Annotated in this window: 14 protein-coding genes and 1 tRNA gene; 13 read left to right on the forward strand and 2 right to left on the reverse strand. The window is 68.9% G+C overall.

Features of this window, described 5'->3' with window-relative positions; translation table 11 throughout:
* Positions 1–53: 53 nt before the first annotated feature.
* A complete protein-coding gene (locus AB0K52_RS05910; protein WP_363526731.1) occupies positions 54–2,423 on the reverse strand; it encodes a ribonucleoside-diphosphate reductase subunit alpha in 2,370 nt (789 codons plus the stop codon).
* Between the two features lie 362 nt (positions 2,424–2,785).
* Between AB0K52_RS05910 and AB0K52_RS05915 the strand changes: the two genes are divergently transcribed.
* Positions 2,786–2,858 (forward strand) — tRNA-Arg (locus AB0K52_RS05915).
* Positions 2,859–3,187: 329 nt separating this feature from the next.
* Positions 3,188–4,165 (forward strand): glycoside hydrolase family 11 protein, encoded by a 978-nt coding sequence (locus tag AB0K52_RS05920; RefSeq protein WP_363526734.1) that lies wholly within the window; start codon positions 3,188–3,190, stop codon positions 4,163–4,165.
* A gap of 54 nt (positions 4,166–4,219) precedes the next feature.
* Here AB0K52_RS05920 and AB0K52_RS05925 read toward each other — a convergent pair whose 3' ends face one another.
* On the reverse strand, positions 4,220–4,537 hold the full coding sequence (locus AB0K52_RS05925; RefSeq protein ID WP_363526737.1) for a DUF3817 domain-containing protein: 318 nt from the start codon (positions 4,535–4,537) through the stop codon (positions 4,220–4,222).
* 286 nt (positions 4,538–4,823) lie between these two features.
* Here AB0K52_RS05925 and AB0K52_RS05930 point away from each other — a divergent pair, with 286 nt between their 5' ends.
* The 11 genes from AB0K52_RS05930 (at position 4,824) to AB0K52_RS05980 (ending at position 20,201) form a co-directional block, all read left to right on the forward strand.
* The gene (locus tag AB0K52_RS05930) at positions 4,824–5,480 is read left to right on the forward strand and encodes an LppX_LprAFG lipoprotein (protein ID WP_363526740.1); all 657 of its coding nucleotides are present in this window, start codon (positions 4,824–4,826) and stop codon (positions 5,478–5,480) included.
* Positions 5,467–6,978, forward strand: coding sequence for an MFS transporter (locus tag AB0K52_RS05935; protein ID WP_363526743.1), 1,512 nt, complete (start codon positions 5,467–5,469; stop codon positions 6,976–6,978). Before AB0K52_RS05930 ends, AB0K52_RS05935 begins: the two co-directional genes overlap by 14 nt.
* A gap of 10 nt (positions 6,979–6,988) precedes the next feature.
* On the forward strand, positions 6,989–7,279 hold the full coding sequence (locus AB0K52_RS05940) for a GNAT family N-acetyltransferase (RefSeq protein ID WP_363526746.1): 291 nt from the start codon (positions 6,989–6,991) through the stop codon (positions 7,277–7,279).
* A gap of 154 nt (positions 7,280–7,433) precedes the next feature.
* Positions 7,434–7,940: a hypothetical protein gene (locus tag AB0K52_RS05945; protein ID WP_363526749.1), complete on the forward strand. Its 507-nt coding sequence runs from the start codon at positions 7,434–7,436 to the stop codon at positions 7,938–7,940.
* Between the two features lie 84 nt (positions 7,941–8,024).
* Entirely contained in the window at positions 8,025–10,079 is a 2,055-nt protein-coding gene (locus AB0K52_RS05950) for an AAA family ATPase (RefSeq protein ID WP_363526752.1), read from the forward strand.
* 120 nt (positions 10,080–10,199) lie between these two features.
* Complete coding sequence (locus tag AB0K52_RS05955; RefSeq protein ID WP_363526755.1) at positions 10,200–11,888, forward strand: ABC transporter family substrate-binding protein; 1,689 nt, start codon at positions 10,200–10,202, stop codon at positions 11,886–11,888.
* A gap of 246 nt (positions 11,889–12,134) precedes the next feature.
* Positions 12,135–13,832, forward strand: a complete 1,698-nt coding sequence (locus AB0K52_RS05960) for an ABC transporter substrate-binding protein (protein ID WP_363526758.1) — start codon at positions 12,135–12,137, stop codon at positions 13,830–13,832.
* Positions 13,833–14,159: 327 nt separating this feature from the next.
* Positions 14,160–15,860, forward strand: a complete 1,701-nt coding sequence (locus tag AB0K52_RS05965; RefSeq protein ID WP_363526761.1) for an ABC transporter substrate-binding protein — start codon at positions 14,160–14,162, stop codon at positions 15,858–15,860.
* 491 nt (positions 15,861–16,351) lie between these two features.
* Positions 16,352–18,085 carry an ABC transporter family substrate-binding protein gene (locus AB0K52_RS05970; protein WP_363526764.1) on the forward strand — a complete coding sequence of 578 codons (1,734 nt, stop codon included), beginning with the start codon at positions 16,352–16,354 and terminating at the stop codon, positions 18,083–18,085.
* A gap of 186 nt (positions 18,086–18,271) precedes the next feature.
* Positions 18,272–19,297, forward strand: coding sequence for an ABC transporter permease (locus tag AB0K52_RS05975; protein ID WP_363526767.1), 1,026 nt, complete (start codon positions 18,272–18,274; stop codon positions 19,295–19,297).
* Positions 19,290–20,201, forward strand: a complete 912-nt coding sequence (locus AB0K52_RS05980; RefSeq protein ID WP_363526770.1) for an ABC transporter permease — start codon at positions 19,290–19,292, stop codon at positions 20,199–20,201. Before AB0K52_RS05975 ends, AB0K52_RS05980 begins: the two co-directional genes overlap by 8 nt.

The raw sequence follows: 20,201 nt of genomic DNA on the forward strand, positions 1-20,201 counted from the left end.
AGCCCTGCCCGCTCACGGCGACGCCTGCGAGCCCTGGATCGGCTCAACGGGTCCTACTGGCAGGCTTCGCAGCTCTCCGGGTTCTCCAGCGAGCACGCGATGTCGGCCGGGATCACCTCGAGCTCGGTCGGCTGCGCGGCGGCGGGCTGCGCGCTGACCGTCGTCTGGTTGATGCGCGTGGCCGGGCGGCTGCGCAGGTAGTACGTGGTCTTCAGACCCGACTTCCACGCGTACCGGTACATCGATGAGAGCTTGCCGATGGTCGGCGCGGCCTGGAACAGGTTGAGCGACTGCGACTGGTCGATGAACGGCGTGCGCGCCGCGGCCAGGTCGATGAGCGCCTTCTGCGGCAGCTCCCACGCGGTGCGGTACCGCTCCTGGAGCTCCGCCGGGATCGCGTCGATGCCCTGCACCGAGCCCTCGGCGACCACGATCGCCTGGCGCACCTGCTCGTTCCAGATCCCGCGCTCCTTGAGTTCGGCGATCAGGTGACGGTTCACCTGCAGGAACTCGCCCGAGAGGGTCTCGCGCTTGAAGACGTTCGACACCACCGGCTCGATGCACTCGGCGCAGCCCGCGATCGAGGCGATCGTGGCGGTCGGCGCGATCGCGATCATCAGCGAGTTGCGCAGGCCGTGCTCGCCGATCTGCGCGCGCACCGCGTCCCAGCGCCCGCCCAGCGTCAGGCGCGCGTCCGAGAAGTGGTCGATGTGCAGCACGCCGTCGGCGGCGCGGGTCTCGGCGAAGTTCGGGTGCGCCCCGAGCTCGGCCGCCAGCTTCGACGAGGTCTCGTACGCCACGATCGCGATGCGCTCGGCGATCGCCGTCGAGAGCGCCAGCGCCTCCTCGGAGTCGAACGCGAGCTTCAGCTTGAAGAACACGTCGGCGAGGCCCATGCAGCCCAGGCCGATCGGGCGCCACTTGCGGTTGGCCTTCTCGGCCTCCGCGGTCGGGTAGAAGCCGAGGTCGATGGTGCGGTCGAGGAACTTGACCGCGGTGCGCACGGTCTCCTCGAGACGCTCGAAGTCGAAGCCCTCCGGCGTGGTGTGCTCGGCCAGGTTCACCGAGCCGAGGTTGCACACGGCCGTCTCGGAGTCGTTGGTGACCTCGAGGATCTCGGTGCACAGGTTCGAGAGGTGGATGACGTTCTCTTTGCGCGCGGTCTGGTTCGAGGTCCGGTTCGCGGTGTCGGAGAAGGTCATCCAGCCGTTGCCGGTCTGGGCGAGGGTGCGCATCATGCGCCCGTACAGCTCGCGGGCCGGGACGGTCTTCTTGGCCTTGCCCGCGGCCTCGGCGGCCCGGTACGCCTGGTCGAAGTCGTCGCCCCACAGGTCGACGAGCTCCGGGGTCTCCTTGGGGTCGAACAGGGACCACTGGGCGTCGTCCTCGACCCGGCGCATGAACTCGTCGGGGATCCAGTTGGCGAGGTTCAGGTTGTGGGTGCGGCGCTCGACGTCGCCGGTGTTGTCGCGCAGCTCGAGGAACTCCTCGATGTCCGCGTGCCAGGACGCGAGGTACACGCACGCGGCGCCCTTGCGGCGGCCGCCCTGGTTCACCGCGGCGACGGACGAGTCGAGGGTGCGCAGCCACGGCACGATCCCGTTCGAGTGGCCGTTGGTGCCGCGGATGAGCGAGCCGCGCGAGCGGACGCGCGACCACGCGATGCCGATGCCGCCGGCGTACTTCGAGAGGCGCGCGACCTGGCTGTACCGCTCGTAGATCGAGTCGAGCTCGTCCTTCGGGGAGTCGAGCAGGAAGCACGAGGAGAGCTGCGAGCGGCGGGTGCCGGAGTTGAACAGCGTCGGCGAGGACGGCAGGTACGAGAGGGTCGACAGGAGGCGGTAGAGTTCGGCGGCCTCCTCGACCGACTGGCTCAGCCCGCACGCGACGCGGAGCATGAAGTATTGGGGGCGCTCGAGCACGGTGCGGTGCTCGGGGTGGCGCAGCAGGTAGCGGTCGTAGACCGTGCGCAGCCCGAAGTACTCGAAGCGGTCGTCGGCGGTGTCGTCGATGACGGCGTCCAAGGCCTCGGCGTTGGCGTTCACGAAGGCCACCAGGTCGTCCGCGAGCAGGCCGTTGGCGTTGCTGGCCGCGATGGAGGTCGTGAACGAGGTGACGCCCTCGCCCGCGGTCTCGTCCGCGATGTGCTCGGCGAGGAGCCGCGCCGCGAGCTTGGAGTAGGTGGGCTCGGAGGCGACGGTGGCCGAGGTGATCTCGATGGCCCGCTCGCGCAGGGCCTGCGCGGTGGCGCCGGGCCAGAGGCCGGCCTCGATCTGGGCGATGACCTTCTCGGCGTCCACATCGGGCAGGCCGGCGGCGTGGGTGCGCAGGCGCTCGGCGATGAGGGCGGCGGGACCCGGCTCGGGCTCCCGCTGCTGCGGTGCGGTGGTGGTGGCGGATGGCGTGGTGGCGAGCCCGGTCATCTCTGCATCCCCTCGGTGCTGGGCGATCTGCTGCGGATCGCGCTGGCGGCGCGGCGGCGCCGCCCTCCCCACGCTGTGGGAACGGGGGCTGACAGCACCGACCTGACAGAGCAGAAGCATACATGTAGTGGTCGGCCCTCGGGGTGGCCCCAAGATGTTGCGGTTTTCCGGTGTTTCGGACACCGAACCCCCAGCGTGTCAGCTAAGCTCGAGGGTTTCCGCGGGGTCAGCCTAGACCCGGCTTCCGACATTTCTCCGGGGAAACGGCCGCGCTCACCCGGGTGTGATCCTCACCGGCCAAACCGGGTGCGAGCCCGCGCCGTGCGACTGGTAGCATCGTGGCGGCCTGTTCATCAGGCCATGCCTCCGTAGCTCAGTGGATAGAGCACTGGTTTCCGGGACCAGGTGTCGCAGGTTCGAATCCTGCCGGGGGCACTCGTCCGAAAGCCATCCGCGTTCGCGGGTGGCTTTTTTGTGTTGGCCAAAAGGATACTCCGAAACTTCCGGAAGTTCGTTCGGCGCAGTGGGTCGTGGACGCGCGACTCCGGTGGCGGTTTTCGACGGTTCTCGTTCGGGTGTGGGACTGACCAGTGGCTTTGATAACGCTATCGCGAGATTCTGCGGCGGAAAGTTCCGATAGTTTTCCGGAAGTCATTGACATGTTCCGATGTCCAGTCCACGATGGTCTCTACTGAGAGATAGATGTCTCTCGATGCGGCCCGTGTGCTCCGCGGGCCGTTCGGCACCCTTCCGAGGAGTCAAGGATGGAATTCAACCCTCCCCCCAGCATCTTCAGCCGCCGCAGTCTGCTGCTCGGCGGCGCGGGCGCGCTCGCGCTCGGCACGGCTTCGGCGCTCGCCCTGCCCGGGGCGGCGAACGCGCAGACACTGACGCAGAACGCGACCGGCACGCACGACGGGTACTACTACTCGTTCTGGACGGACACGCAGGGCCGGGCCTCGATGACCCTCGGTGCGGGCGGGAACTACAGCTCCCAGTGGAACGGCGCCAACAACTGGGTCGGCGGCAAGGGCTGGGCGAACGGCGGCCGCCGCGTCGTGGACTACAGCGGCTGGGTCAACCACGGCAGCAACGGCTACCTGGCCCTGTACGGGTGGACGTCGAACCCGCTGGTGGAGTACTACATCGTCGAGTCGCACGGCCCGTACAACCCCAGCAGCGGCGCCACGGGCCGCGGCACCGCCAACATCAACGGCGGCACGTACTGGCTCGGCCAGTCCACGCGCTACAACGCGCCTTCGGTCGAGGGCAACAAGACCTTCCAGCAGTACTGGAGCGTCCGCCAGGGCGCCCGCACCTCCGGCACCATCGACACCGGCGCCCACTTCGACGCGTGGGCCCGCGCCGGGATGAACCTGGGCGCCTTCAGCTACTACATGATCATGGCGACCGAGGGCTACCAGTCCACCGGCAGCTCCAACATCACCGTCGGCTCCACCGGCGGCGGCACCCCCGGCACGGGCGCCTGCACCGCGACGCTCTCGGCCGGGCAGCGCTGGAGCGACCGGTACAACCTGAACGTCTCGGTCTCGGGCAAGAGCGACTGGCGGACGGTGCTGAACATCCCCTCGCCCGCCAAGGTCATCGCCACCTGGAACTGCAACGCCTCGTACCCGACCGCGCAGCAGCTCGTCGCCACGCCGAACGGCAGCGGCAACAACTTCGGGCTCACGATCCAGGCCAACGGCAACTGGAACTGGCCCACGGTCTCCTGCGGCTAGAGCCGAACACCCCGGGGAACGGCGCGGCGGCCTCGGGCCGCCGCGCCGCTTCGCTCACGCCGGCTGGGCGGTGCGCTCGGCCTCCAGGAACTCGTCCTTCTTCACGTGGTGGAAGAAGAACGGCGCCAACGGGACCACGGAGCAGACGAGCGCGACGAGCGTGGTGCCGAGGCCCCAGCCGAGGCGGCGGCGGATCAGGAGGGTCGCGAGGACCAGGAGCACGAACAGCGCGCCGTGCAGCGCCCCGAGGGGCATGACCAGATCGATGTCCGAGATGCGGCTCAGGAGCGAGCCGAAGACGAGGAGCAGCACGAACGACCACCCCTCGGCGAGGGTCAGCATCCGGTAGCGGAACACGGGGTTCGCGAGCACGGCAGGGTCCTTTCGAAGGCTTCCGCGGGGTGTCAGACGGGGTTTCCTGCGGCCGACCTTAACGACGAAGCTCGCGAGTCGTCAATGCGCGCTGCCGACGAAGCTCGCGAGTCGTCAATGCGCGCTGCCGACGAAGCTCGCGAGTCGTCAATGCGCGCTGCCGGTGCCGCTCGGCGATCGTCGATGCGCGCCGCGTGTGAGACCTGAACGCCCGCTGTGATCTTGACCGGCCCGGGTTTCACCTCGAGGTCTCCTCCCGGTGTTCGCGACGGCATAGGATCGGGCCATGCGATCGATTCCCCTCGCGGTCACCGCCGCCCTCGCCGTGTTCGCGGCCGCCGCCTGCTCCGGCGGCGGCGACCTGCCCGCCGCGGACGAGATGGTCCCCGACGCCGCGGCCGCCATGCGCGAGGTCGAGAGCGTCCGCTTCGACCTCGCCGTCGAAGGCGACGTCCCCGGCCTCGACGTCAAGGCCGCGGACGGCGTCGTCACCGCCGACGGCTCCGCGCAGGGCACCGGCACCCTGACCGCGTTCGGCATGGACATCGAAGCCGAGTACGTCATCATCGGCGAGGACGCCTGGGTCAAGGGCCCCACCGGCGGGTTCCAGCAGATCCCCGTCGGCGACGACATGCTGCCCTACGACCCGACCCTCCTCCTCGACCCCGACTCCGGCGTCGCCGCCCTCCTCGAAGCGGTCGACAAGGCCGAACCCGAGGACACCGAGAAGGTCGACGGCACCGAGACCTACCGCTACTCGGTCGAGTTCGACCCCGCCGCGTTCGCCACGCTCATCCCCGCCGACGGCGACTGGAACGCCGCCACCGTCTGGTTCGACCAGGAGACCTCCCGCATCGTCAAAGCCGAGTTCGCCCAAGGCGACGCGACCGTGACCCTGCTCCTCTCGGACTACGACGAAGCGGTGACGATTGCTGAGCCTTAAGCGATCCCCTAAAGGCCGGCGCCGGCTCGCCGTCGGCGCGGCCGGCACCGCCGTCCTGCTCGGCTCGATCGACGCGTACGTGCTCGTCTCCGTGCTCGTCCACATGATCGGCGAGTTCGACATCCCCGTGAACCACCTTGAGCGGGCCACGCCGCTCGTGACCGGCTACCTCCTCGGCTACACCGCCGGGATGCCGCTGCTCGGGCGGCTCTCGGACCGCTTCGGCCGCAAGATCGTCATCCACGCCTGTCTGGCCGCGTTCGCGGTCGGCTCGGTCGTCAGCGCCACCGCCACCGAACTCGTCCCGCTCGTCGCCGGCCGCGCCCTCCAAGGCCTCGCGGGCGGCGCCCTCCTGCCGGTCACGATGGCCCTCGCCGCCGACCTCTTCCCGCCCCGCCGCCGCCCGGCCGTCCTCGGCTGGGTCGGCGCCGCGCAGGAACTCGGCGCCGTCCTCGGCCCGCTCTTCGGCGCGGGCGTCGCCGCCCTCGTCGGCTGGCGCGGCATCTTCTGGATCAACCTGCCGCTCGCCCTGCTCGCCGCGCTCGCGATCCAGTACGCCCTGCCGAAGTCCGAGACGAGGCGCGACGCCGCACGGGTCGACTTCGTCGGCGGCCTGCTCCTCGCGATCGCATTGGGGCTCTTCACCGTCGGTCTCTACAACCCCGACCCGGCCGCCGGCGTCCTCCCGTCCTGGGGCCCGCCCACCGTGATCGCCGGCGCCGCCGTCCTGGCCGCCTTCGGCCTCCACCAGTGGCGTTCCCCCACCCGGCTCCTCGACCCCGCGGGCGTCGCCTGGCGGCCGTTCGCGGCCGGGCTCGCCGCGAGCCTCGCCGCCGGGGCCGTCCTCATGGTCACCCTCGTCGACGTCCAGCTCTACGCCCAGACCCTCCGCGGCCTCGACTCGACCGGCGGCGCGCTCCTCCTGCTCTGGTTCCTCATCGGCCTGCCGGTCGGCGCCCTCCTCGGCGGCTTCACCGCCTCCCGCCTCGGCGAACGCCTCCCCACCTCGATCGGCTTCGCCGCCGCCGCGGCCGCCTACTGGTGGCTCGCCGACCTCATCGCCCGCGACGCCGCGGGCCTCGAACCCGCCCTCGCCCTCGCCGGCGCCGCCCTCGGGGTCACCATCGCCCCCCTCTCCTCCGCCGCCCTGCGCTCCACCCCCGAAGACAGCCACGGCACCGCCTCCGCCGCGGTCGTCGTCGCCCGCATGATGGGCATGCTCGTCGGCGTCGCCGCCCTCACCTCCTGGAGCCTCCACCGCTTCCAGGAGGCCACCGCCGACCTCGACACGCCCCTCCCGTTCGGCATCCCCGAAGCCGAATACCTTGCCCTCCAAGCCGACTACCTCAAGGCCCTGGACGCGGCCCTCGCCACCCAGTACGCCGAAGTCTTCACCGCGGCCGCCGCCATCTGCGCCGCCGCCGCCCTCGTCGCCCTCGCCATTCCCGGACGTGTGCGAGCCCGCACATCCTCGCTGACCGCCGCCCCGCCTGGATAAGGTTGGGCGCATGGCGGATCTTTCTGTGGTCGAGAATGTCGACGAGCACCGGTACGAGCTGCGGGACGACAACGGGGGCGTGCTCGGCTACCTGGAGTACCTCACTCGCGAGGACTTCGTCGTGCTGCCCCACACCGAGGTCGACCGGTCGCTGCGCGGCCAGGGCTGGGGCGACCGGCTCGTCCGGCACGTCCTCGACGACCTGCGGGTCAAAGGCGCCAAGGCCTACCCGACCTGCCCGTTCGTGGACCGCTGGATGCAGCGCCACGAGGAGTACGAGGACCTGCGCTACCAGGTCTGAAGCCCGATGTAGACGGCACCGCCGCGGACTGTTCACCTCCGCTTCAACTTCGGGTTCATCCGCAGTTCACTTAGGGATGAAGCATCTTCAATATGCGTCTCCCGGTTGCCGAGCCCCGGCCCTCGTCCCGCCTCCGCGCGAACGGGGGCCGCTGATGCTTTCCGCGCTCATCCTCCTGCGCCACGTGGCCCTCCCCGCAACCGAACCCGCGCCGCTCACCGACGAGCAGTCCCGGCGCGCCTGGGCGCTCGCCGACTTCCTCCAGCTCTACAACCCCACGACGCTGCTCAGCGGCCCCGGCCGCGCCTGCGCCGACACCCTTGCGCCCCTCGCCTCCCGGCTCGACCTGCGCGTCACCGTCGCCGAGGACCTGAGCGCCGCCGCCCCCCGGCTCCCCGCCGCCGCCCACACCGCGGTCTGGCTGGCCGCCAAGGCGATCCGCGCCCTCCCCGACCCCCGCCGCACCACCGTCGTCTGCGCCGAGGGCATCGTCCTCGCCGCGCTCCTCGTCGCCGTCGCCGCCCGCGACGGCCACGACCTCGCCGGCCACGACCTCACCCTCCCCCTCGACGGCCCCGACACCGCCCCGCCCGGCGCCGGCTGGGTCCTGCACAAAGACGACGGGCGGCTCGTGGACGTCAAACCCCTCGCCGCCCGGTAAATCGATTGCTCCCGCAGGTCAGGCACCAGTAAGCTCGACGGTTCGTCTGCTTCAATCCTGTCCGAATCCACCGGGAGACAAGCTATGCCTGTGGCCAACGCAGCTGAGAACGAACTCCAAGCCGAACTCGACCACCACGAGCACGCCCGCGCCCAGATGGCCGTCATGCGGGACCTCACCGAAGGCATCCACAAGCTCTACGCCGGCGACTTCGACGAGTCCACCCGCAACCTCGGCCTCGGCGACGTCCGATCAGACCACCTCTTCGGCTGGGCCATGGCCAACTACACCGTCCCGCGCCTCGCCGACCTCGCCGACCGCGACATCGCCATCTTCTTCGGCCGCATCTGGATGGACGACGGCGAGGACTTCCACATCGGCCGCCGCCACATCCGCGACGAAGCCGGCGACCCCCTCGTCCTCGACTGGCGCGCCCCCCTCGCCGAGCAGTACTACCGCGCCTCCGCCCACGACCGCCGCGACGTCGCCCGCCGCCGCCGCTTCGGCTTCCAGGGCGCCCGCATCACCGGCTTCGAGGACGAGAACCTCCTCCTCGGCGAAGAGGTCGCCTCCGACATCCTCACCGAGGAGATCGAACGCCCCCGCACCGGCCCGATGCGCGACATCGTCGCCACCATCCAGCCCGAGCAGGACGAGCTCATCCGCCGCGACGCCGCCGTCAACCTCTGCGTCCAAGGCGCCCCCGGCACCGGCAAGACCGCCGTCGGCCTCCACCGCGCCGCCTGGCTCCTCTACAACTACACCGAGAAGCTCGACAAGGCCGGCGTCCTCGTCGTCGGCCCCAACGAAGGCTTCCTCTCCTACATCTCCGGCGTCCTCCCCACCCTCGGCGAATCCTCCGTCTGGCAGGTCACCGTCCACCAGCTCACCGGCGCCCACACCGCCACCGCCGCCGACACCCACGAAGCCGCCCTCGTCAAGCACGACGCCCGCATGGCCCTCGTCTGCGAACGCGCCGTCTGGGGCCACGTCGGCACCGCCGCGGACGGCGGCGTCACCGCCGACGAGGGCCTCCTCATCGCCGACGGCGGCTGGCGCTGGCGCCTGGGCCAGGCCTACCTCGACGAAGCGATCCGCAACGCCCGCAAGCACACCCGCACCTACACCGCGGGCCGCAAAGCCGTCGAGGACGCGATCGTGCAAGGCGCCCGCCGCCAGGCCGAGATCCGCTCCGGCCACTCCCCGGACGGCAAATGGGCCACCAAGCTCAAGCGCACCGAATCCGTACGCGACTTCATGGAAGCGGTCTGGCCCAAGCTCAACACCAAGACCGTCCTGAAAAAGCTCCTCACCGACGCCGCCTTCCGCGCCGACGCCACCCGCGGCATCCTCACCGACGACGAGGCCGCCCTCCTCGCCGGGAAACCCGCCAAGCCCACCCCCGGCGACCTGCTCATCGCCGACGAGATCGAGTCCCACATGAAGCTGCGCGAACCATCGGAGTCCTTCGGCCACATCGTGATCGACGAAGCCCAAGACCTCTCCCCGATGCAGTGCCGCGTCATCGCCCGCCGCTCCGGCAAAGGCTCCGTCACCGTCCTCGGCGACCTCGCCCAGGGCACCACGCCCTGGGCCGCCGCCTCCTGGACCGACCAGATGCGCCACCTCGGCAAGGACAGCGCCGTCGACAAGAGCATTGTCGAGCACACCGAGCTCACCACCGGCTTCCGCGTGCCCGCCGTCATCATCGCCCTCGCCAACCGGGTCCTGCCGCACCTCAACGTCGACGTCGCCCCCGCCCGCTCCATCCGCTCCGACGGCTCCTACGACCTGATCGACGCCCCCGACCTCGACGCGGGCGTCCAGGACGCGGTCGCGAAGGCCCTCGCCGAAGAGGGCCTCGTCGGCGTCATCGCCGCCGACGACCGCGCTGCGGGACTCGCGACCCTCCTCGCAGGCACCGAACGAGTGGAGGTCGTGGCCGCGAGCCTCGCCAAAGGCCTCGAATACGACCACGTCGTGGTCGTCGAACCCGCCGAGATCGTCACCGCCCCGGCCACCGGAGGCGCGACCATCGAAGGGGTCGGCCTCCGCCACCTCTATGTCGCCCTGACCCGCGCGGTCTCGCGCCTCACCGTCGTCCACTCGCGACCGCTGCCCCGCGAGATGGAGGCCTGACACCCCGAACGCGCGGCCGTTTGCCCGAAACTTCCCGAAACCAGCCCTTCCAGGTGTAACGATGATCCAATTGCGGGCTGCAGCGGCCCACAGTGGATTCACACACGGGGGAGTGGTCATATGCGACCTGCACAAGCGAGGGCCTTCGCCCTCGCCGGGACGGCGGCGCTGGCCGCCGCGGCGCTCGGCGCGTGCGGCGGCGGGAGCGATTCGGGCAGCGGCGACACCGACGTCACGTGGGGCGTGAGCTCGGGCTGGGAGTCGTGGAACGAGAACACCGCCGACGGCAACAACTCGTACATCCACCAGGCCCTGTCCCCGAGTGCGACCGCCCTCGGCGACTTCAACCAGGACGGGGACTGGGTCTTCAACGACGCGCTCCTCGCCAGCGCCCCCGAGCTCGCCGCCGAGTCGCCGCTGACGGTGAACTACACGCTCAACCCGGACGCCCAGTGGTCGGACGGGGAGCCGTTCGACGTCGACGACTTCACCTACATCTGGCACCAGATGTCGGGCAAGGCCGAGCACTGCGACCAGACCCAGTGCGTGCCCGCCTCCACCGACTGGGGCGCGAACGTCGCCTCGATCACGCAGGAGGGCGACGTCGTCACCATGACCTATGTGGACGGCTACCTCGACCCGGAGTGGCAGTACTTCCAGACGCCGATGTACCCGGCCCACATCGCCGCGGCCAACGGCTTCCCCGACTGGGCCACCGACCCCGCGCAGATGGGCGGCAGCGCCACCTGGTTCACCCAGAACCCGCCCACCTGGGGCACCGGGCCGTACAAGCCGGTCGACGCGGCCGCGGGCGACTACGTCACGTTCGAGCCCAACGAGAACTACCAGGGCTCGGTGGAGCCGGCCCTCGAGAAGCTGACGATGAAGGTCGTCGAGGGCACCGAGTCGATCATCACCGAGCTGCGGCAGGGCTCGATCGACGGCTCCTGGCCCTCCGAGTTCAGCCAGGAGGAGCTGGACAAGGTCGCCGACGACGACGCGGTCACCACCGAGGTCTACGAGGGCTCGATCTGGCTGCACATCGACACGAACACGCGCAACGAGTTCCTGGGCGACGAGGTGCTGCGCCGGGCGGTGTTCACCGCGATCGACAACGCGGACATCATCGCCAAGGCCTACCCGGACACCGAGGTCACGGCCCGCAAGAACCACTTCTTCAACGAGCAGTCGGACTTCTTCGAGGACGCGCTCGGCGCCTCGGACCCGGTGCAGGGCTCGGGCGACGCCGAAGCGGCGAACGCGCTGCTCGAGGGCGCCGGCTACACCACCGGCGACACGCTCATGACGCCCGACGGCAAGCCCGTGACGCTGCAGTTCCGCTACGGCGAGGGCGACGCGACCCGCACGCTCGCCGGTGAACTCGTGCAGTCCTATCTGGGCGAGATCGGCATCGACGTGACGCTCGAGGCCATCCCGGACGGCCAGCTCGGCGCGGTCCTCTCCGAAGGCGAGTTCGACCTGGTCATCTTCGGCTGGTCGGGCACGCCCGCGTTCACGACCGCGCCGCAGCAGTACTTCGGCTCCGAATCGTCCTCGAACTTCGGCGGCTTCACGCTCGACGGCCTGGACGAGGCGATCGCCAAGGTCCGCTCGACCACGGACATCGCCGAGTCCGCGCAGTTCGCGAACGCGGTGGAGGACATGGTCGTCCCGGCCGCGTTCACGCTGCCGATCTTCGACGAGCCGCAGTCGGTGGTGTACCTCAACGGCAGCCTCGACGGGATCGTCCCGAACGGCAACAGCCAGGCCGGACCGATGTGGAACATCCAGGAATGGAAGCCCGCGTAGGGCATGCGAGCACGGCAGGGGGCGGCCCGGTTCGGGCCGCCCCCTCTTGCGTATCGGTCGGGTAACAATGATCCGCCAACTTCGTACCGATCCGTTCCCTTAACTCCTGTGACGTGGCACTGTGTGACACAGCACTTGCCGAGCGGCCGCCTGGCCCCTCCGCGACCCCCGCGACGGCGACGAAGCCCCAGCGGCGCATCGGGCGAACCCCCTCGGCCGGAACACCCTATGGAGGAGACAAAGCACATGGCTTTGACACGTAGAGCATTCGGCGGCATGACCATCGGCGGTTCCTCCGCCCTCATGCTGGCGGCCTGCGGCGGCAACGAAGACGGCGGCAGCGAGACCGGCGGCGAGCTCGTCTGGGCGGTCTCGTCGGGCTGGTCGGCCTGGAACCAGAACACCGGCACCGGCAACGCCTCCGCCACCAACATCGCCACCACCCCGATGAACCCGGTCGGCCAGGTCGGCTTCGACTGGGACCCCGAGAGCAACGTCTTCTACGACGAGGCCATCTTCGAGGGCGTGCCGGAGCTCCTCAGCGAAGCGCCGATGCAGGTCCAGGTCACCCTGAAAGAGGGCGCCCAGTGGTCGGACGGCAAGCCCGTCCGCCTGGAGGACTTCATCTTCCAGTGGTACTCCACCTCCGGCGACCCGGCCCACGCCAACCAGGAGAAGGCCCTGCCCGCGGGCACCGCCGGCGCGAACATCGCCAGCATCGAGGAGCCCGAGCCGGGCAAGATCGTCTTCACGTTCAAGGAAGGCACCACCGACCCCGAGTGGATCTTCACCGGCGGCGTCTACCTGCCGAGCCACGTGGCCGAGGAGAACGGCTTCGCGACCTGGGCGACCGACCCGGAGATCATGGGCGACGCCATCAACTTCTTCAACGACGACCTGTGGACCGTCGTGATCGGCCCGTACAAGCCGACCGAGTGGAAGGTCGGCGAGTACGTCATCTACGAGCCCAACGACAAGTACCAGGGCAAGAACAAGGCCGCCTACGACAAGCTCACGATGAAGGCCATCGAAGGCATCGAGGCCCAGGTCACCGAGCTCCGCCAGCAGACCATCGCGGGCTGCTGGCCGAACGACTTCAGCCTCGAGGAGCTGCAGAAGCTCGACGACGGGCCCGACTTCAAGTACGAGACGTACGCGGGCGCGACCTGGTCGCACTTCGACATGAACGTCAACAACGCGTTCCTCAAGGACGTCGCGCTGCGCCAGGCGGTCTTCACCGCCATCGACATCGAGGAGATCAAGGCCCGCGCCTTCCCCGGGACCGAGGCCCCGTGGCTCGGCAACCACTTCTTCACCGAGGCGAGCCCGTACTACGTCGACTACACGGGCCCGGCGAACTACGGCAAGGGCGACCTGGAGGCGGCCAAGACCATCCTCACCGGCGCCGGCTACACCACCAACGGCGACGGCAAGCTCCTGAACGCCGAGGGCGAGCAGGTGCTGTTCAACTTCCGCTTCGCCTCCTCCAACGAGATCCGCAAGCTCACCGGCGAGATCATCCAGGCCCAGCTCGTCGAGTTGGGCATCGACCTGGAGCTCAAGGGCTTCGGCGACGACGAGCTCTCCACGACCCTCTCCGAGGGCGACTTCGACCTGGTCGTCTACTCGTGGGTCGCGAACCCGTCGTTCTCCACCTCGCCCGACCAGTACTTCTCGCCGGACTCGGACTCCAACCACGGCAACTACGACGACCCGGTCATCAACGAGCTGCTGCCGCAGGTCCGCGCCACCCTCGACCTCGACGAGGCGGCCGACATCGCGAACCAGATCAGCGCCCAGGCCGTCGCGCAGGCGTACACCCTGCCGCTCTACAACAGCCCGATGGCGATCTTCTGGAACAGCGCGATGGTCGAAGGCGTCGAGGTGAACGGGAACAGCCAGGCCTCGGCACTGTGGAACGTCCGCGAGTGGAAGCGCCCGTAACACCGGGATCCGGTATGGACGGCCGCTCGAAGCCGTATCGGATTCGACACCATCCGTCCTGATAATTCAGTGAATTCCCCCGTGGGGCCGATGCCGCATCGGCCCCACGGTCCATGTCCCGCACCGGCTTCACGGCGCAAAGTCACGAATACATCACGAATAAACTCCAGTTGAGGACTCGGCCATGTCAATCCCCTCACGTCTGTGCAAGTGTTTGTCACAACACCGCCGAGGGCACCTGACGCCTTCCCCCACCCGCGATGCGGGCGCGAGGCATCGGCGCCTTCGCGAAGGCCCCTCGGCATCGACACCTGGAGGAGAACACTCATGGCTCTGACCCGTAGAGCTCTCGGCGGCCTGACCATCGGCGGTACGGCCGCCTTCACCCTCGCCGCGTGCGGCGGCAACGAAGGCAACGGCGGCTCCGGCGCCACCGAGCTCACCTGGGCGATCCCCTCGGCGTGGGAGTCCTGGAACGAGAACACCCAGGCCGGCAACAACTCGTACGGTCACCAGGCCATGTACCCCATGCGCTACGGCCTCGACGGCAACACCACCGGCGACTGGGACGAGAACGGCGAGTTCCACCTCAACGACGCCGTCTTCGCGTCCTCGGAGATCATCTCCGAGGCCCCGCTCCAGGTCCAGTACACCCTGCAGGAGAACGCGCAGTGGTCGGACGGCCAGCCCGTCCGCGTCGAGGACTTCATCTTCCAGTGGTACAGCATCTCGGGCCTCCCGGAGCACGCCGACCAGACCAAGGCGCTCCCGGCCTCGACCAGCTACGGCCCCAACGTCGCCTCCATCGAGTCCCCTGAAGAGGGCAAGATCGTGGTGACCTTCATCGACGGCTACCTCGACCCCGAGTGGCAGTTCAGCCCCACCATCTACCTGCCCTCGCACGTCGCCGAGGCCGAGGGCTTCGCCACCTGGCAGACCGACCCGGCCGTCATGGGCCAGGCCATCGAGTGGTTCGAGAAGAACCTCTCCGACGTCGTGACCGGCCCCTACAAGCCCGTCGACTTCAAGATGGGCGAGTACATCACCTACGAGCTCAACGACAAGTGGAACGGCTCGGTCAAGCCCACCGTCAAGAAGCTCACCATGAAGGTCGTCGAGGGCACCGAGGCGGTCGTCACCGAGCTGCGCCAGCAGACCATCGCCGGCGCGTGGCCGAGCGAGTTCTCCCAGGAGGAGTTCGACAAGGCCGCTGAGGACCAGGCCCTCGCCCAGGAGATCTACGAGGGCGGCGTCTGGCTCCACATCGACACCAACCTGAACTCCGAGCCGCTCAAGGACGTGGCCCTGCGCCAGGCGATCTTCACCGCGATCAACGTCGCGGACGCCATCGGCCGCGTCTTCCCCTCGACCGAGGTCTCGCAGCGCCTCAACCACTTCTTCGGGCAGAAGAGCGAGTTCTTCCAGGACCTCCTCACCCCGACCGGCCAGGGCTCGGGCGACACCGCCAAGGCCGCCCAGATCCTCACCGAGGCCGGCTACACCGGCGCGGCCGAGGGCCAGAAGCTCGCCAAGGACGGCGCCGAGGTCCCGAACCTCGTCTTCCGCTTCGGCGAGGGCGACGCCACCCGCACCACGATCGCCGAGCTCGCCCAGGCCCAGCTGGCGCTCATCGGCATCACCGTCGACCTCAAGGCGATCCCGGACGGCCAGCTCGGCACCGTGCTCACCGAGAGCGACTTCGACCTGGTCATCTTCGGCTGGTCCGGCAGCCCCACCTTCGTGGCGGCCCCCAACCAGTACTTCAAGACCGGCGTCAACTACGGGAACTACTCCTTCCCCGAGCTCGACGCGGCCATCGACAAGCTCAAGACCACGGCGGACCAGGCCGAGGCCGCGGCCTTCGCCAACGAGGTCGAGGCGATCGCCGTGCCGCTCGCCCTGACCCTCCCGCTGTTCGACGAGCCGCAGGGCATCCTGTGGAACAAGAACCTGATCGAGGGCGTCGTCGGCAACGGCAACAGCCAGGGCGGCCCGATCTTCAACTGCGCGGAGTGGAAGACCGTCTAAGAGCTCAGTGAGCTGAGCGGCGGGGCCTCCCTTGGCCCCGCCGCTTCGGTGCTTCATGAGCCGAGGTTTCGGGGGCGTCGCAGGGATGTGAACGCCCGCCGGCCACCCCCTCGCCCTACCCCTCTCCGCCTCCGGCCGCATCGTCGCGGCCGACCGGACCGGCCCGCGGCCCCATCCCGCGACCGGACCGGCGAGGGCGGACGCCCTGCGGCGGCGATGCCCGCGGAACGAGAGTTCTCGCTGGCAGACGGTGAATTTTCCGTTTATCGCCGCCATTCAGGGAATGAACATCACGGGAGCATAACGAACGAAACTCATCTCGTGTTCGGTTGTCCGAAACCCGGGATTCCCGTGGAAGGCTGTACCTCGCGTCACCTGACCCGCCGCCGTTCCCGCGCTCTCGAGCGCCCGCCCGGCGGCACGGGCCGGAGCGTCGACCCCACCTCGACGCCTCCCGCCATGGTCGGCGGCGCAAACCTTCGAGAGGAACCATGAAGCGACACCACACGGCGGCCGTCGCCGCCCTCGCCTGCACCGCCCTGGTGCTGACGGGCTGCGGGCAGGGCGACGACACCGGCTCGTCCGGCCTCGAGGCGTGCCTGACCGACCCGGCCGGCTGCAACTCCGGCGCGCGGGCCGACGGCGGCGAGATCACCTGGGCCCTCGACGGCTCGTGGGGCACCTGGAACCAGAACACCTCCGAAGGCAACAACGCGTACGTGTCCATGGCGCTCGTGGGCCTGTGGCCCTACACGGGCCAGTTCGACCCCGAGGGCGAGTTCATCGTCAACGAGGGCGTCTTCGCCGCCGCCCCGGAACTCGTCAAAGAGGACCCGGTGACCGTCGAGTACACGCTCAAGAACGGCGCGAACTGGGGCGACGGCACCGACATCACCGTCGACGACTTCATCTACCACTGGTACGCGACCTCCGGCGACTCCTCGCTCTGCGACGGCTGCGACGCCGCGAACATCACCCGCGGCTCCCAGGTCGAGTCCATCACCGGCGACGGCGCGGCGATCACGGTGACCTACAAGGACAGCTACCACTCCGCGGAATGGGCCTACGAGGAAGTGCTCTCCGAGCCCGCCCACGTGGCCGAGGCGCAGGGCTTCGACTGGCAGAACGACCCGAAGGACATGGCCGCCGCCGAGCAGTACTTCGCGGAGACCGTGCCCACCTGGTCGACCGGGCCGTTCAAGATCCAGGACGCGAAGGTCGGCGAGCACGTCATCTATGTGCCCAACGAGGACTGGGCCGGCGACACCGAGGTGACCCTCGACAAGGTCACCTTCCGCGTCATCGACGGCCTCGAGAACATCGTCACCGCCCTGCGCAACGGCGAGATCGACGGAGCCTCCCCGTTCTCCGTCACCGCCGAGACGATCACGCAGCTCCAGGGCGCCGAAGGCCTCGAGTACGCCGTCGCGGGCGGGCCGTCGTGGGAGCACATCGACCTGAACACGAAGAACGAGTTCCTCTCCGACCCGGTGCTGCGCCAGGCCGTGTTCACCGCGATCGACATCGAGAACGTCATCGCGCGCACCTACGCGTACGTGCAGTCCGACATCGAGCGCAAGGGCAACCACCTCTTCCGCAACGGCTCGGAGTACTACCGGGACCACCTCTCGGCGACCGGCCAGGGCACCGGCGACGTCGAGCTCGCCCTCTCCATGCTCCAAGAGGCGGGGTACGAGCTCAAGGACGGCGTCCTGCGCGACCCCGACGGCGAGGCGGTCGAACTCGACTTCCGCTACTCCGAGTCCAAGGAGAACCGCCGCATCACCGGCGAGCTCGTCCAGGCGAACCTCGCCGACCTCGGCATCGAGGTCGAGCTGCGGTCCATCCCCGACGCCGACCTCGGCAGCGTCCTCGGCGAGGGCGAGTTCGACATGATCGACTTCGGCTGGAGCTCCGACCCGGTGTTCGTCGCCGCCGCGTCCCAGTACTGGGAGACCGGCTCGGGCTCGAACTTCGGCAGCCTCTCCGACCCCGAGCTCGACGCGCTCATCGCCGAGGTCAACGGCACCCTCGACCTCGACGAGGCGGCCGTCCGCGCCAACGCCGCGGTCCAGCAGGTCGTCCAGGACGCCTATTCCCTGCCTATCGTGGACACACCGGTCGCGGTGATGGTCTCCGATAGGTTGGTGAACGTCCGGGACAATTGGGCGTCGCAGCAGCGATCCGCCTACAACATCGCCGAATGGGGGGTCGCGGCTGAGTGATCCGGAACGAGGCGATGATTTTGGCAGTGCTTTTGACAGTGCCCTTGGAAGTCGAAGTGCCAGGGGCTCACGGACCCGGCCGCAGAATGGGGAGTCAGTGAGCCGTAGGAGAAGCCGCGTCGCGACGCGGCCGGACCGGTCGGCAGGCGCACCGGTCCACACCAGAGAAACCGTTAACGAGGCATTATGGTTGTATTCATAATCCGGCGCACCCTGCTGATGATCCCGGTGCTGCTGGGAGCCACTATCTTGTGCTTTGTGCTGGTCGACGTCGTGAACGACCCCGTCCAGGACATGGTCTTCGAGATCCAGCAGTCCACCGGCGAGCCCGTGCCGCAGTCGACCGTCGACGCGCTCGAGGAGTCGCTCTACTACGACCGGTCCATCCCCGAGCGCTACTGGATCTGGCTCACCGGTATGGGCGACACCAACGGCGACATCGGCCTCCTCAAAGGCCAGTGGGGTCCCTCCATCGAGGGCTCGGCCATGGACATCGGCTACGAGATCTCCACCCGCTTCTGGATCACGCTCCGGCTGGTGCTGTTCGCGACGCTCGCCTCCATCGGCATCGCCATTCTCGCCGGTGTCGTCAGCGCGGTCAAGCAGTATTCGCGCACCGACTACACGCTGACCTTCCTGGGCTTCCTGTTCCTGGCCATGCCCGTGTTCTGGCTCGGCTCGCTGTTCAAGGAAGGCGCGGTGCAGCTCAACAAGATCCTCGGCTCCACCGTCTTCCAGACGTACGGCTCGGGCTCGACCGGCTTCCAGGGGAACGGCTGGGAGGTCTTCGTCGACTCCCTGCCCTACTTGATCGTGCCGACCCTGGTGCTCATGCTCGGCGGCTACGCCGCGATCTCGCGGTACCAGCGCGCCTCCATGCTCGAGGTCATGAACTCCGACTACGTGCGCCTGGCCCGCGCGAAGGGCGTGCGCAACCGCACCGTCATGCGCCGCCACGCCCTGCGCACCGCGCTCATCCCGGTCGCGACCTTCGCGCCCCTCGCCCTCTCCGGGGCCATGGGCGGCGCGATGGTCACCGAGAGCATCTTCGGCTGGCGCGGCCTGGGCGTCTACTCCCTGGACGCGATCCGCGCCGGCGACACGTTCGTCGTCATGGCCTACGTGCTCATCTCAGGTCTCGTCGTCCTCATCGGCGTCCTGATCTCCGACATCCTGTACGGCGTGCTCGACCCGAGGATCCGCTATGAGTAACACCGCTTCGCCCCGCCTCGACGCCGAGGCCATCACCACCAAGGAGCGCGGGCAGTGGGAGATGGTGGCACGCCGCTTCTTCCGCCACCGCGCCGCCGTGATCAGCCTCGTGGTCTTCGTGCTCATCGTGCTGTTCGCCTACCTCGGTCCGTTCATGTGGAAATGGGACTACAAGATCCACTCGGAGATCCCCTCGTGGGCCGCCCCGAGCCTGGACCACCCGTTCGGCACCGACAAGGCCGGGCGCGACATGCTCGGCGCGATGATGCAGGCGACCAAGCAGTCGCTGAACGTCTCGCTCGTCGTGGCCATCGGCTCCACGGTCATCGGCGCGCTCTACGGCGCCGTCGCGGGCTTCTACCGCGGCTGGGTCGACTCGCTCATGATGCGCTTCCTCGACATCATGTTCGTGATCCCGTTCCTGGTCATCACCGGTGCCATCGCCGGCGCCATCGACTCCAGCGTCCGCTGGTACCACATGGCCTTCATCCTCGCGATCTTCGGCTGGACCTCGATCGCCCGCGCCGTGCGCGCCGAGGTGCTATCCCTGAGGGAGAAGGAGTTCATCGAAGCCGCGCGGTCCGCGGGCGGCTCGGACTGGCACATCATCGTGAAGCACCTGATCCCGAACACGATGAGCGTCATCATCGTCTCGGTGACGCTGCAGATCGCGTTCGCCATCCTGTCGGAGACGACCCTGTCCTTCCTCGGTCTGGGCATCCAGAGCCCCGACACCTCGCTCGGCCTCCTCATCGAGGCCGCGGGCGCGTCGGCGTTCAACGAGCACTGGTACCTGTTCTACATCCCGGGTCTCATGATCATCCTCATCGCGCTCACCATCAACTTCATCGGTGACGGCCTGCGCGACGCGATGGACCCGCGCCAGACGATGGTGAGGCGATAG

The sequence above is a fragment of the Glycomyces sp. NPDC049804 genome (assembly GCF_040674615.1).
GTDB classification, from domain to species: Bacteria; Actinomycetota; Actinomycetes; order Mycobacteriales; family Micromonosporaceae; genus Glycomyces; species Glycomyces niveus.

Excerpts from the sequence above, each read along its gene's own strand:
- AB0K52_RS05930 (WP_363526740.1), top strand. The coding sequence starts at position 4,824 with ATGCGATCGATTCCCCTCGCGGTCACCGCCGCCCTCGCCGTGTTCGCG.
- AB0K52_RS05955 (WP_363526755.1), top strand. The coding sequence starts at position 10,200 with ATGCGACCTGCACAAGCGAGGGCCTTCGCCCTCGCCGGGACGGCGGCG.
- AB0K52_RS05975 (WP_363526767.1), top strand. The coding sequence starts at position 18,272 with ATGGTTGTATTCATAATCCGGCGCACCCTGCTGATGATCCCGGTGCTG.
- AB0K52_RS05960 (WP_363526758.1), top strand. The coding sequence starts at position 12,135 with ATGGCTTTGACACGTAGAGCATTCGGCGGCATGACCATCGGCGGTTCC.
- AB0K52_RS05945 (WP_363526749.1), top strand. The coding sequence starts at position 7,434 with ATGCTTTCCGCGCTCATCCTCCTGCGCCACGTGGCCCTCCCCGCAACC.
- AB0K52_RS05970 (WP_363526764.1), top strand. The coding sequence starts at position 16,352 with ATGAAGCGACACCACACGGCGGCCGTCGCCGCCCTCGCCTGCACCGCC.
- AB0K52_RS05940 (WP_363526746.1), top strand. The coding sequence starts at position 6,989 with ATGGCGGATCTTTCTGTGGTCGAGAATGTCGACGAGCACCGGTACGAG.
- AB0K52_RS05965 (WP_363526761.1), top strand. The coding sequence starts at position 14,160 with ATGGCTCTGACCCGTAGAGCTCTCGGCGGCCTGACCATCGGCGGTACG.
- AB0K52_RS05980 (WP_363526770.1), top strand. The coding sequence starts at position 19,290 with ATGAGTAACACCGCTTCGCCCCGCCTCGACGCCGAGGCCATCACCACC.
- AB0K52_RS05950 (WP_363526752.1), top strand. The coding sequence starts at position 8,025 with ATGCCTGTGGCCAACGCAGCTGAGAACGAACTCCAAGCCGAACTCGAC.
- AB0K52_RS05920 (WP_363526734.1), top strand. The coding sequence starts at position 3,188 with ATGGAATTCAACCCTCCCCCCAGCATCTTCAGCCGCCGCAGTCTGCTG.
- AB0K52_RS05910 (WP_363526731.1), bottom strand. The coding sequence starts at position 2,423 with ATGACCGGGCTCGCCACCACGCCATCCGCCACCACCACCGCACCGCAG.